The following is a 14,534-nucleotide window of genomic DNA, read 5'->3' as shown; positions in this document are numbered from 1 at the left end:
CTTAATTCGCTCCCTGCATCGTTTGAACAACATCAACCAACTGTTCGAGCAAATCGCTTAACTCTTGATGCGTAATGACATACGGTGGCATCACATAAACCAATTTTCCAAAAGGACGGATCCAGATTCCGCGGTCTACAAATTGTTGCTGTAAGGTTTTCATATCAACATTAAAGGTGAGTTCTACTACACCAATTGCACCCAGCACTCGCACATCGGCAACATAATCAAGCTGACTTAAAGGCGTTAAATATTGGCTAAGCTGTTGTTCAATTCGCTCAATATTAGCCTGCCAATCTTGCTCAATTAATAATTGGGTACTTTTTAAAGCGACCGCGCAAGCAAGTGGATTGGCCATAAAGGTTGGGCCATGCATAAACACCCCGGCCTCACCGCGACTAATGGTTTCTGCAACATGCTTTGTCGTTAAGGTAGCAGATAACGTCATGTAGCCGCCTGTTAACCCTTTACCTATGCACATAATGTCTGGCTCAACTTGTGCATGTTCCCAAGCAAAAAGCTTACCCGTGCGACCAAAACCAGTCGCAATTTCATCAAAAATTAATAACAGATTATATTGTTTACAAAGTGCTTTCGCCTGACGTAAATATTCAGGATGATAAAAACGCATACCCCCTGCACCTTGTACAATCGGCTCAATAATCAGTGCAGCAAGGTTTTCATGATTTTGCTGAATAGCTTGTTCTAGCTCAGCAATATCTTCTTGATTCCACTCTTGATGAAATTTGGTTTGCGGTGCTGCTACAAAAAGACGGTTTGGTAAACTTGTACCAAAAATCTGATGCATGCCTGTCACTGGATCACACACAGACATCGCATTCCATGTATCACCGTGGTAACCAGAACGTGTAGTAATAAAATTTGTTTTTTGTGGTTGGCCTTGTGCTGTCCAGAATTGCACAGCCATTTTCAAAGCAACTTCAACGGCAACCGAACCTGAATCTGCATAGAAAATTTTATCGAGACTCGGTGGAGTAATTTTTAAAAGAATTTTTCCAAGTTCAATGGCAGGATCATGAGTTAAACCACCAAACATGATATGCGACATGTTCTGTAATTGATCCGTCACTGACTGATTGAGTTCAGGGTGGTTATAGCCGTGAATTGCACACCACCATGACGACATACCATCAATTAAAGTTGTACCATCATCTAGTTCAATCGTTGCCCCATAGGCACGTTTAACTTTAAATGTTGGTAAAGGTTGGGTCATTGAGGTATATGGATGCCAAATATGTTCCAAATCAAAATTATCGGTCATCCTCTATACCCTTTAACAGCAATTAAATCTTTCATTTAGCACATGTTAAACCTGTTAAGAATGAAAGAAAATTGCGAGATCCACCAAAGCTTATTAACTTTGCTGATGAATTGTTAAAAATTGGCAGATTTCTTCAATTGTTCGGTCCACTTCTAGATATGGAAAAGCATGAGTAGCACCTTCTAGCACTTTATAATTCATGTTTTCTGTCGTGATATTCTTGAAATTTTCAATAATTTTGCAAGGAACAACATTATCTTGCTCGGCAAACACATGAAGCTGCGGACCTGGATAGCTTTTTAAGTTATCTACCAAATTTAGTTGTTCAAGCATTTTCAAACCCACTGATAGCAATTCACTTGAAGGAGGATTTGCTATGTTTTGTATGCTTACCCAATCTTGTTTGGCCTGAGATGAACCGAGTGTAATTAAATAATAAAAACGCTTTAAAGTGACTTGCGGGTTTTGAAAAAAAGAAGCTTTAAATTGACTAAACACATCATTAGGCATAGCAGTTTGCCAATGAGTGTGTACAACAAAACAAGGATTTGAAGCGAGTGTAATTAACGTTTTAGTTTGACCTGTTTGCTCATAAAAAGTATTAACCAATTGAGTTGCTAACTGCCCACCTAAAGACCAGCCTATCACTACATCAACCTCAGACACTAAATCAAGCTGGGTACAATAGTTACCATCTAAAATATTAAAAATATTAATAAGTTGTGTTTGATAGCCAGCTTTTTCCAGTTGCAATTTAAGAGACTGCAAAGGCTCCACTCCTACTCCCCAACCTGTAATTAATAAAATTTTATTTTGTAACTTCATATGCCTTCTCAAAGCCGATTTTATAAGGATTATATAATAATATCGATTTAAAATATCTTTTAAAATCAACATAAAAATTAGATTTCAAAAAGTAAAATCAACTATTTATGAGTATTTAATATTCTGAAATATATTGATAAACAAGACCTGCATTATTCATAGTAGACATACAAAAATTTAATTATCTAAACATTGAAGCCAATCAAAAAACAACATACTCCACACTTCGCCTATAAATCCATTATGCAATGTAATTAATGTTAATACTTATGTTTTTTTATTAAAAGAAATGACTCATCAATTCATTTTAATGCTAGAAGATTAATTATTGATCAAAAAGTATTAGGAAGGCTAATATGAACCGTCAAAACACAATATCTGATGGGAGAGAAAAAAATACATCTTTTGTTACACCCAACGATATTATAAATAACTTATCTTTAGATAAAAATTACTGCTTATTTTTGGATATTGATGGCACATTAGCACCCTTTCAAATTAATCCTGAGCATAGTTTTATTCCACAGACTACATTAGAAGTTATAAAAAAAATTACTAAATTAAATATACCTGTTATTGCTGTAACAGGTCGTGATGTAGATACTGCAAGAAAACTACTACATCCTATTGAAGTTCCAATTGCTGGTTTACATGGTTTAGATATTTATTTTGATTCAGGAAATTATATTCGACCAGATTTAAGCAGTATTAATTTCAAAAAATTAAAACAAGATCTTCTCAAAAATTGTGAAAAATATCCCGAATTATTAATTGAGGATAAAGGATATTCTATTGCCTTACATTATCGTAAAAATCCTAATTTAGAAAATAATGCTATTAATATTATGCAGCAAATTAATCTCAATTATCCCCACTTAAAAATAAATAGAGGAAAATTTGTTATTGAATTAATTCCAAACCAAGCTGATAAAGGTAGAGCAATTGAGACTATATTAAATCACCTTAATTTACCCTGTGTATTACCTATTTTTATAGGTGATGATTTAACAGATGAATCTGGTTTCACTTACATTAATCAGCAAGCTGGCCTTAGTATTAAAGTAGGTCCAGGCGAAACACAAGCTAAATATAGATTAAAAGATATCGATAGTGTCGCGGATTTTCTTCTTTTATTTCAAAACAAAATAAAAAGCTTATATGTCAAAAATAGCCAAAATCAGAATGGAGAAAAATTATGTCTAAATTAATCGTATTATCGAACAGAATAAGTATGCCATCGGGTAAAGCTTCAGCAGGTGGTCTCGCTGTAGCTGTACAAGATGCACTAAATGATAGTAACGGCATCTGGTTAGGCTGGAATGGGCAGCAAATTACCGATAGCGAAGCGCCAGAATTTGAGCAGGCTTATTCTCAAGGAATTGACTACATTACCTGTCCCCTCACTCATCAGCAATATGCCCAATATTATTGTGGTTTTGCTAACAAAGTTTTGTGGCCAGCAATGCATCATAGAGATGATCTAATTGAATATGATGCAGAAGAATATAAGACCTATCAAAAGGTTAATCGCTTATTTGCTCAAAAGCTAAAAGAGCTTGCTCAGCCTGAAGATCTTATTTGGGTGCACGATTACCACTTTTTTAGTGTGGCTCGCTATTGCCGTGAATTAGGCATGCAAAACAAAATTGGTTTCTTCTTACATATTCCTTTTGCGAGTCTAAATATTTGGCACAAAATTCCGGTAGCCCGTGAGTTAATTCAAGACTTGAGCCAATATGATGTTATTGGCTTACAAACTCAGATTGACCAAAATGCCTGCATGCAGACTTGTCTGAATTTACTCGAAGCTCAAAAAATTCAAAGCAACAGTATTAGCTACAAAAAACGTCAAATATTAATTAAATCGTACCCAATTGGTGTTCAGCCTGAACTTATACAAAAGCAAGCCCAACAAGATTTGGTGGTCTCTTCGGTGTTTAATTTTGAAGAAATACCACGTCAAAAGACAATTATTGGAGTTGATCGCATTGATTATTCAAAAGGTTTACTCGAAAGATTTAATGCATTTGCAACCTTTTTGGAAACCAGCCCCGAATATCATTGCCTAGTTCGACATCTTCAAGTGGCAATTCCTTCTCGTACCGATATTCCAGCTTATCAACGCTTATACCAACGTTTTAAAACTAAGCTAGAGCTAATTAACGAAGAGTTTGCACATGAAGACTGGAGACCTGTAGATTGCTGCTATGACACGGTACAACACCATAATCTCATGCACATTTATCGTCATTCAGATATTTGCTGGATTAGTTCACTACGTGATGGTATGAATCTAGTGGCTAAAGAATATATTGCGGCACAAGACCCAGAAAATCCAGGTGTACTCATTTTATCTAAATATGCTGGTGCTGCTGAGCAGATGTCTCAAGCCTTGGTTGTTGACCCGCAAGATAGAGCGGCAATGATGGATACCTTAAAAATGGCTTTAGAAATGTCTAAAACTGAGCGTATTAATCGTTATCAACAATTGATAGAGGGATTAACATCATCTGATCTTACCAATTGGCGAAACAATTTCTTGGATGATTTAGAAAAGACACCAACTTTACTAATGAAGCCTCAGCGCTTATTACAAGATAATTATCAATCTATTTATCAGGTTCTATAAATCTAAATAAAAGAACCTCGAGAAATTTAATTTCTCGAGGTTCGCTATTTGGTGATTATTATTTATAAATTAATTTGTCTTTACTAATGTAAAACGGTTAAGTAAAGCAATAATAAATAATAATACAGCTACTCCTGTTAAAACCGTACTTAAACCAGTCCATTCTCCAATTAAACCGATTAAAGCTGGCCCACTTAATGAACCTGTATAGGCAATTGTTGATACTAAAGAAAGTGCTGCTGCTTTAGGCATATTGTTTTGTCGACCAACACGAGAAAACATCACGGGTACAATATTAGAACAACCTAATCCTAATAATGCATAGCCCAATACAACCACTTGCCACACTGGTGCCGTTACAATAACAGCCATACCAATAGCGGCTCCAATTGCACTATAAGTCACAATATTTTTTTCACCCCATTGCTTAAGCAAGATATGACCTGCAAAACGACCAGTCGTCATGCTAAGCGCAAAGAAAGTGTAAGCCAGACCAGCAAAAGCAGGATTAAGCTGATATTTACTTGTTAAATAAATACCCCCCCAGTCCATTGCTGCACCTTCTGATAAAAAGGCAATAAAGCACATCATACCAATAAGCAGAATAATGCCATCAGGACGATAAAATTTTTTCGGTGCTTGAGTTGTATCTTCATGTGGCTTTTCATCCTGTTCAAAAGACGTTAAACAAGAAGGAATAGCAACGCCACCAATAACAAGCAAAATCATAACAACTGATAAAGTGCTCATTAAAGGAGAAAGGCCCACGGATAATAGTGCTGTCACAAGCATAGCGCCTGTTAAGCCACCCAGACTGCACATTCCATGGAAGCTCGACATGAGAGCTCGCACACTATGTTTTTCAACAACTACTGCTTGTAAGTTGATAGCTACTCCAAGACATCCTGCTGCCGATCCAAAGATAAACAATGCTACAGCCATGGTCACAATGCTGCTCCATATCGTAAGGCTAGGCAATAAGACCATTAACACCACCAATGCCAAAGCTATTAATGGACGACATCCCCAGCGCTTTACTAAAGCACCAGTCGCAGGCATAGCAATCATTGAGCCAATACCCATACACAGCAAAAGTAAACCAAAATCGGCATGATTTAGGTTTAAACGCTGCTGTGCAAAAGAAATAAGAGGTGCCCAAGCTGCAGTCGCAAAACCTAAGCTAAAAAAGCTTAGTCGTGTTGCAAGACGCTGTGTGCTTAGGAGAGTAGCTGTATCTAAAACAGCAGGTTTGGTAAATAACATACTTCGCGAACTCACCATAAAATCATTGGCAATCCATACCAACCGATTTTCCATAGAAAAACCCTTGCCTCATTAAATTTCTAGGCAAGGGTTTTATTGGCGAAATTATAAACAATTTCATAAAAAAAACAGGGGGTGCGATACAATTTTTCTGACTTTTTTGTAACTGCCAAAGCCTTATATAGTAAAGCTTTGAATATGTTCAATTTGACAAAATTAACATCCAAGTTAAGACTTCATTTTATTAAAATGAGTCAATAAAAAACCCAGCCTTAGCTGGGTCTTTTTATTAAATTTGAGATTGAATATAGTTTTGTAAGCCAATCAACTCAATTAAACGTAATTGCTTTTCTAACCAGTATGTATGGTCTTCTTCAGTATCTGATAATTGTTGACGCAACATATCACGGCTAATGTAATCGCCCTTCTCTTCACAAAGTTTGATACCTGTCGCTAATTTTTCACGAACATGATATTCAAGCGCCAAATCAGCTTTTAAACAAGATACAACGTCTGTACCAACATTGATATCTTCACGATGCATGTTTGGTTTAGCACCTAAGAACAATACACGGCGAATGATCGCATCAGCATGAGAAGCTTCTTCTTGCATCTCATGATCAATACGCTCATAAATTTTATTTAAACCCCAATCTTCATACATACGAGAATGGATTAAATATTGATCACGGGCAGCCAATTCTCCGCCAATGAGCATATTTAAATAGTCTATGACTTCTGGATTGCCACGCATAATAAATCTCCTATCGTATGAAGACTATTATGGGCAATCTTAAAAGTGATTGCAAAACAAAAAATAGTTAAGTTTATGATTTTTATCAAATTAAAATGAGAAACATACGCATTTACAGTTTAAGTTATTTAAATTTCCTCTGCAAAAAGAAACGCTTGTCCAATTTATAAGTTCAGACAAGCGTTAAAATATGGCTCAAACCATCAATTTATAAATTTGTAACTAAAATCAATGGTTCTTATTTCGGTAGATCTATTCGCTTAAAGTCTGCCCGTAGCTTGCCATAAGTGATAAAAAATCAGTCTCATTCATAACAGCAATACCTAGTTTTGCTGCTTTTTCTAATTTCGAACCAGCCTTCTCGCCCGCAACAACACATTTGGTTTTACTCGATACACTACCACTTACACGCGCACCTAATGCTTGTAGCATTTGAGTAGCCTGATCACGCGTCATTTGCTCTAATGTGCCCGTTAATACCCAGCTTTCGCCATTTAATGGCTGCCGTGTTGGTGCAGTCGGTGCATCCCAATGAATGCCCGCTGCAATTAAGCGATCAAGCACTTCAATGTTGTGCGGTGCCAAGAAAAAGTCAGCAATCCACTCTGCAGTAATATCACCAACATCTGGGGTTTTCTTTAAAGCTTCTACATCAGCAGCTTTAAGCGCTTCCAAAGTTTGGAAAGTATTGGCTAACATTCTAGCTGTTGTTTCACCCACCCCACGAATTCCTAAAGCATAAATAAAACGCGCAAGCGTTGTCTTTTTACTGGCTTCAATGGCATCAATTAGATTTTGTACCGATTTCTCGCCCATTTTTTCAATCCCGAGTAAAGTTTCTCGGTGTTCGTGCAAATGGTAAATATCAGCAACATCTTTGAGCAAATCGAGATGCAATAAAGACTCTACCCAACGATCGCCTAGACCTTCAATATCTAGAGCTTTACGTGATACGAAGTGACGAATCGCTTCAATACGCTGAGCAGCACAATACAGTCCACCAGAACAACGTGCTAAAGCCTCGCCTTCTGGCATTACAACTGGTGAAGCACAAACAGGACAGTTTTCAGGTAAATGTACAACTTCGGCATCAACAGGACGGAACTCTGGCCAGACTTTTTCTACTTTAGGAATAACATCGCCTGTCCGGTAAACACTCACCGTGTCACCAACACGTACATCAAGACGATGGATTTCACCAATGTTGTGTAAAGTTACATTGGAGACCGTAACTCCCCCCACAAATACAGGGTTTAAACGCGCTACTGGGGTCAAAGTACCTGTACGCCCTACTTGCCAATCAATCTGATCAACCGTAGTTAATGCAGCTTGTGCAGGGAATTTATAAGCAGTTGCCCAACGTGGTTCACGACTTAAAAAACCAAGTTGTTGTTGCTGCTTTAAGTCATCGACCTTTACAACCATCCCGTCAATTTCAACTTGTAAATCTGAACGTTCTTGCTGAATTTGCTCATATCGCTGCTGCACTTCTTGAATCGAATTACACAGATATTGACGTTCAGCAATTTCAAATCCAAGTTTTGTGAGCCATTGTAGACTGTCATGCATGGTAGTTAAGCCATGATTAGGTTCACATTGAGCAATGCCGTAAGCATAAAATGCTAAAGGTCGAGCCGCAGCAATATTAGGATCGAGCTGTCTTAAACTACCAGCTGCTGCATTACGCGGATTCGCAAATGTTTTATCACCTTTGGCTTCCTGTTCGGCATTGAGTTTTTCAAAACCGGACTTTGGCATAAGTACTTCACCACGAACTTCCAGCAAACGTGGAATTTCAAAGTGATCTGAATGTAACACTTTAGGCAAATTACGAATCGTTTTAACGTTCTGGGTAATGTCTTCCCCAGTTTCTCCGTCACCACGAGTAACGCCACGTATTAACACACCATTTTCATACCAGAGAGAAATCGCAAGACCATCTAGTTTTAGTTCGACCTCGTATTGTACTTTTTGATTAGGCAAACGCTCTTCAACACGACGTGCAAATGCAAACAAGTCTTCCTGATTAAAAACATTACCCAAAGAAAGCATCGGAACTACATGAGTCACACTCTGAAATTTAGAGAGAGCTTGTCCACCTACTTTTGTTGTTGGCGAATCTGATTGAACAAGATCAGGATATTGCTCTTCTAAAGCTTTTAACTGGTGAAATAAATGATCATATTCACTGTCCGAGATTGTCGGCTGATCCATGACATAGTAGGCATGGTTATGCTTTGCAATCAGTTGAATAAGCTGACGCATCTGTTCGATCACGGAAGTTGTTGCCATTATGTTATTCACCATAAAAAAGGGTGGAAATTTCTCCACCCTGAGCTGCGACTAGATATGTTGCAATTATCGCAACGAACGTAAAAAATTAAAACTAGGCAGTCGCCTGTGCCGGACGATAATCAATCACATGATGACGCCAGTGCTCTTTTAACTGTGGCGTAAATTCAAGATTATTCTCATCGTAAACTTTGCCATCAATTTCGCGAGCAATTAAACCTGCAATACTCGCCATCATGTCAAAACCAGTCACGGCTTTACTGTTTGGAAGGGCAAGGAAAAATGCTAACCCTTGAACTTGTTCAGTAGATAGCGTTTCAAGATCAAACCCAGCTGGTCCATTGTCTGTCATACGCAATACAGAGAACATGAGTACACTCGGCTCATCGGTATTTTCATAACGATGGAAGCACGACATTTCACCGTAGCGTAAACCATATTTTAACAGCACTTTAAGCGCTTTATCACCAGACAATGCACGACGAGGGTTTGGATAAACATTTAGCGCAATAATCTGTTCAGCCATCGCTAATGCACTTTCATCATCATAACGTTGCTGTTCATGTAAATGCACATCCAGAATATTACTCTCGCCTTCAAACTCAGCAATTTCGGCAGTTTCAATATTCGGGTTTAAACTCAACTCAGGCTCAGTTTTTTCGCTTTCAGCTTCCAGATTTTCTTTTGCTAAAGCTTCAGCTTCCGGTTTAACAGAAACTGTATCAACCAACTCAACTGAACCATCTTTATGAATGGTAGAACTTGGTACTGTTTCTTGAGATTTAATTTCTTCTACAGAAGCGTTTTCAACAACTGCTTGAGTTTGTTCAGTTTGAATTGCTTTAGCGGATTCTACGGTCTCAATTTCTGTCTGTTTTGTTTCAGGTACTTGTGACGGCGCAGCTTCGCTTAAAGTTGGTTCTACTCGCTCTGCACTAGTCACCGCTACAGATTCAGTTTTCTCAAGCTGATCTCTCACGTGCCTAGGTATAACCGGTTGATTACTATCAGGATTAATATGCAAATCACTGTCTAATGAGGGTTCAGCATGGTTTGGCTTTTTTAAAATCATTTTTAAGCCAATTAGCATAATTATAATGGCAACAACGATGCCAATAATCGTATTGATTTCCATTCTATGACTCCGAAACTAACCCGTATTCTTTTGCCTGTTCTAGATCGACAGTGACTAATTTTGATGTACCCGGTTCAGGCATGGTCACACCCAACAAATCAGTTGCCATGGTCATCGCCAGCTTATTATGTGTAATGTAAATGAATTGTACATGTTCAGAAAGCTCTTTTACCAAATTACAATATCTCTGAACATTCGCATCATCAAGTGGTGCGTCCACTTCATCTAATACGCAAAACGGTGCCGGATTTAATCTAAAAATCGCAAATACTAATGCTAACGCTGTTAAAGCCTTTTCTCCACCGGAAAGTAATGCTAGAGAACTATTTTTCTTACCCGGCGGCCTTGCCATCAGTTTAACACCAGATTGCCAGTCATCTTCAAGACTTAAACTCGCCTCACCACCATTAAAAACCTTTGGAAACAGATTTTGCAACTCCTGATTGATCTGATCAAAAGTTGTCATAAACAGCTTACGAGTTTCTTGGTCAATGCTTTTCATCGCATCTTTTAATTGAGTTACCGTATTTTCCAAATCTTGAATCTGGTGACTCAGCTCATCAAAACGTTGAGAAACTTCTTCAAACTCTTGCGAAGCGGCAAGATTAACCGCACCGATTTTTTCAAACTGTTTCTGTACTTTTTCCAGTTTTTGCTGGTGCTCGGCTAAATCTATTTGTAAGCTTTTTTGGAGTTCGGCATTTAGCTCTTTAAGCTGCTCTTGATAATGCTCACGATCTGATTTGGCTGCTTGCCATGCCAACCGTTTCGCTTCAAGTTGTTCTCTGAGCTGCTCATCTTTTTGTTGATATTGATGACGCTGATCGGTCAAAGTCTGCTGTTTTTCCTGCACACTATTGAGTTCAAGCTGCCATTCATTCCAGTTCTTTTGCAACTTTTCAGTTTGAGCAAATTGTTGCTGAAACTCTGACTCAAGATTCGGTAGCTCTAATTGAATAGGGTCAACAAACTTTTTCGCTTGCTCCATTTGAGCTGCAATTTGCTGATATTGACTTTGTAAGAACGAGATATCTTTTTCAAGCAACTCAACCTGTTGAGTAGTCTGAGTACTATTACGGCGTAAAACTTCACGTTCTTGTTGTTGATGTTGCAAGGCTTGTTGCTGTTCTTCTAGCTGCTCTGTTAATTCTTCTACCCGAAATTGCAAAGTTTTATAGTCAGGTAAAATGGTTTCGAGCTTGATTGCTAATGCATGCAAATCAATTTCAAGATCATCTTTTTGCATTGCATCTTCTTCAAGCTGCATATCCAACTGACCAAGTTGATCTTTTAATTGCTGTTTTTGCAGTAAAAATGCTTGTGCCGCGGTTTGTTGCTTAGCAATTTGTACATCAAGCTGTTGTAAGTCTTTTTGCTTTTGTTTCACAACTTGCTGTTTGTGCTGCACACTTGACTGTAAGTGCGCTAACTCATCTTTTTGCTGAACTACGATTTGATCTAATGTTTGTAATTCAGGTTGTTGCTTTTCAAGAGCTTGTTCAATTTCGTCTAGACGAATACGGTGGCTCAGCATACCTTGTGCACTTTGACTTTCGTCATCATACATAAGGGCAATCACCCAATCCTGCCCGACATGATAGCCATCTAAAGTCAAAACAGACTGACCATGTTGCAATTGCTTTTGCTCATTTAAAGCTTGAGTCAAATCTTGTGCAATCGCTACATTTGAAAAGATTGATAGTTGTGGCGATGCAATCCACTCATTTAAACAAGCCAAGTTCCCTTTAAATTTACTTGTTTGCTCTGAAGGTTTTAACTGGCGGGCAACTCCTTCTTGAAAGACTTGTTCGGTCTCAAGAATATGAGCTTGTAACCATTTTGCTAAAAACTTCTCAACAATCTGCGCATGCGGTTTGCCCTGCTCTGTTAACTCTAGAGCTTGCATTAAACGTAACGTATCTTGGTTTTGCTTTGGACTTTGTTTAGCAACAAGCTGGCTTAAGTTTTTCTGCTCTGATAATAAAACTTGGATTTCTGTTTTCAGTGTTTGCTGCTGGTTTTTATTTACCTGATGCGCTTGTTGAGCTTGTTCAATATGCTGCACATATTGCTCAATTTCAGTTTCAAGCGTCGAAATTTCACTACGCAACTGTTGTTGCAGTTGCTCAGGCTCACCCTGCTCACCTTCATGAACATGCGATTGAATTTGGTTTGCTTGATGTTGCAAAGTTTCTTTTTGCTGCTCAATGCGCTGAACATTTTTACCTAACTGTTCAATTTGAGCTGACATCTGCATTTTTTGCTGCTGTTGTTTTTCAACCTGAGCTTTTATTTGTTCAAACTGTTGTTGTGCTTGTTTTTGCTGAGATTGTAAATCAGCAAAGTTTTGTTCAGCCTCCGTCGCTGTATGCTCGACTCCAGTTAAAGCTTCTGTTTGTTCTTCTAGCTGATTATTCAGTGTTTCAAGTTGCAATTCAGAAAGCTGTAAACGTTCTTTAGTTTGGGCTTTTTGCTGCTCTAATTGAACGAGAGTCGTACTATTTTGCTGGTATAGACTCTGTTTTTGTTCGAGAGTCATTTTCAGCTCAGATAGTTTCTTTTCAGCTTGTTGCCATTCTTGTTGTAGCGGTGAAGATTGCTGAATAAGTCGCTGAAACAAAGCACTGGTTGCTTCTAAATCATGTTCAATCGTGCTTAATTCCGAGCGAACCAATTTAAAGGTTTCACCCAATTCATTCATTTGAACGGTATATTCTTCTTGTAGGCGTACACTTTTCTCTGCCTGAAAAGACAAAATTTCAATTTTGAGCGTACGAATCTGGCTTTCTAAATTTTTATATTGAACCGCTGCTTCTGACTGACGCTTAAGTGTTTTAAGCTGCGATTTTAACTCTAGTGCAATATCGTCTAAGCGCGAAAGATTTTGCTCTGTTTGCTCAAGATGCTGTAAAGTTTCACGGCGACGGGCCTGATAACGAGAAACACCCGCGGCTTCCTCAATGAACACACGCATTTCTTCAGGCTTGGCATCAACCAAACGATTAATCATGCCTTGCTCAATGACTGCATAAGAGCGTGGGCCTAAGCCTGTCCCCAAGAAAATATCGGTAATATCACGGCGGCGACAACGTGTACCATTTAAGAAATATTCTGACTTACCTTCACGCGTGACCTGACGGCGAACGGCTAACTCATTATAAGCATTATACGATCCACCCAACTTTCCATAAGTATTATCAAAGCGTAGCTCAACACTGGCCACACCAACGGGCTTACGTTTGGAAGTCCCCGTAAAAATAACATCTTGCATGCTACCACCACGGAGCTGACGAGCATTTGACTCCCCCATCACCCAGCGGATTGCATCGATTACATTGGATTTGCCACAACCATTTGGACCAACCACTGCTGTGCGGTTAGCCTTAAAATTTAAGGTTGTACTATCTGCAAAAGATTTAAAGCCGGAAAGTTTTAAACTGCTTAAACGCATAATGCCCTAACTAGCGGCGTGAGCGTCTTGCCCAAGCCAATTCAATCTGTTTCATTCGTGTCAGCGATTCCAACACAAGGTTACGTAAGTGTCGACAAAAATCTTCCATAAATAAAGCGGCTTGTTGTGATTTTCGGATTAAAATTGCATCAGTCACGAGTTTAAATAATGCAAATGCTTCTTGTAGTTCCCGCTTAGAGGTATTTAAGGTCAAAAAATAACTACGACGTAATGAAGGTAATAACTCTTTATAAAATTTCATTAGATAAGGATTACCCACCATATCTTGCTGTTCAGCTAAATATTGGAAGACCCCATCATAAAATTTTTCGATATCACCTGCTTTGACATGCTCAAGAAGTTGCTCTAATAGCAACTGTAATTGATCTGCTTCATGCGCACGCCATGTTTCGCTCATTCGTTGTACAATATGCCCCAATAACATCATATTTGTATCAAACAACGCTTTAACTTGTTGTGCAGACATTTCTGAGACAATTGCCCCACGGCGTGGAAATATCTCAATTAAATGAGTACGCTCTAATAATAACAATGCTTCACGAACTGATCCTCGGCTAACGTCAAGTTCTTTGGCAATACGTAGCTCTTGAATACGTTCGCCTTCTACCAGCTCGCCACTAATGATCTGTTCGCTAATATATTTGACAATTTGCTCAGAAAGACTTTCTGTCTCTTCGAGATTCATAAATCACCCGCTACTTTTTATATGCATTAATCCATGCTTTTCTTTCGCATCCTTGTTTTTAACTGATCCCATCGATTAAAAACTATGTCATTGTCTGACAATTTCATTGCATTTTAAGCCAACTCATTTAAAAACAACACCAAAATCAGATGAATAAAAGCTTAGAACACTCTTATATTTTATGAATAAAAAAAGCT

General features: G+C 38.3%; 10 protein-coding genes. 2 read left to right on the top strand and 8 right to left on the bottom strand.

All coding sequences use genetic code 11. The annotated features are described in order from the left end of the window. Position 1 precedes the first annotated feature (1 nt). Entirely contained in the window at positions 2-1,282 is a 1,281-nt protein-coding gene (gene bioA / locus ACXM0J_RS00380; protein WP_086266042.1) for an adenosylmethionine--8-amino-7-oxononanoate transaminase, read from the bottom strand. 93 nt (positions 1,283-1,375) lie between these two features. Beyond that, positions 1,376-2,107, bottom strand: coding sequence for an alpha/beta fold hydrolase (locus tag ACXM0J_RS00375; RefSeq protein ID WP_086266043.1), 732 nt, complete (start codon positions 2,105-2,107; stop codon positions 1,376-1,378). A 356-nt stretch (positions 2,108-2,463) separates the two neighbouring features. Between ACXM0J_RS00375 and otsB the strand changes: the two genes are divergently transcribed. Further along, positions 2,464-3,315, top strand: coding sequence for a trehalose-phosphatase (gene otsB / locus ACXM0J_RS00370; protein ID WP_139841486.1), 852 nt, complete (start codon positions 2,464-2,466; stop codon positions 3,313-3,315). Next, on the top strand, positions 3,303-4,736 hold the full coding sequence (locus ACXM0J_RS00365) for an alpha,alpha-trehalose-phosphate synthase (UDP-forming) (protein WP_213034463.1): 1,434 nt from the start codon (positions 3,303-3,305) through the stop codon (positions 4,734-4,736). The genes otsB and ACXM0J_RS00365 overlap by 13 nt, the downstream gene beginning before the upstream one ends. A gap of 69 nt (positions 4,737-4,805) precedes the next feature. Here the strand turns inward: ACXM0J_RS00365 and ACXM0J_RS00360 are convergent, their stop codons facing one another. The 6 genes from ACXM0J_RS00360 to ACXM0J_RS00335 form a co-directional block, all read right to left on the bottom strand. Next, positions 4,806-5,999 (bottom strand): MFS transporter, encoded by a 1,194-nt coding sequence (locus ACXM0J_RS00360; RefSeq protein WP_479750175.1) that lies wholly within the window; start codon positions 5,997-5,999, stop codon positions 4,806-4,808. Between the two features lie 289 nt (positions 6,000-6,288). Then, positions 6,289-6,753 carry a heteropolymeric bacterioferritin subunit Ftn gene (ftn, locus tag ACXM0J_RS00355; protein ID WP_001214863.1) on the bottom strand — a complete coding sequence of 155 codons (465 nt, stop codon included), beginning with the start codon at positions 6,751-6,753 and terminating at the stop codon, positions 6,289-6,291. A 252-nt stretch (positions 6,754-7,005) separates the two neighbouring features. Next, positions 7,006-9,045, bottom strand: coding sequence for an NAD-dependent DNA ligase LigA (gene ligA, locus ACXM0J_RS00350; RefSeq protein ID WP_005071003.1), 2,040 nt, complete (start codon positions 9,043-9,045; stop codon positions 7,006-7,008). 94 nt (positions 9,046-9,139) lie between these two features. Beyond that, positions 9,140-10,180: a cell division protein ZipA C-terminal FtsZ-binding domain-containing protein gene (locus ACXM0J_RS00345; RefSeq protein WP_086266044.1), complete on the bottom strand. Its 1,041-nt coding sequence runs from the start codon at positions 10,178-10,180 to the stop codon at positions 9,140-9,142. 1 nt (position 10,181) lies between these two features. After that, positions 10,182-13,631: a chromosome segregation protein SMC gene (gene smc / locus ACXM0J_RS00340; RefSeq protein ID WP_086266045.1), complete on the bottom strand. Its 3,450-nt coding sequence runs from the start codon at positions 13,629-13,631 to the stop codon at positions 10,182-10,184. A 10-nt stretch (positions 13,632-13,641) separates the two neighbouring features. Next, entirely contained in the window at positions 13,642-14,337 is a 696-nt protein-coding gene (locus ACXM0J_RS00335) for a GntR family transcriptional regulator (protein ID WP_016144478.1), read from the bottom strand. Positions 14,338-14,534: the final 197 nt, after the last annotated feature.

It is taken from the genome of Acinetobacter sp. GRABPA_MV_2, assembly GCF_056725885.1.
The sequence above is the reverse complement of the archived record's forward strand: the minus strand, read 5'-3'. Positions and strand labels throughout refer to the sequence as shown.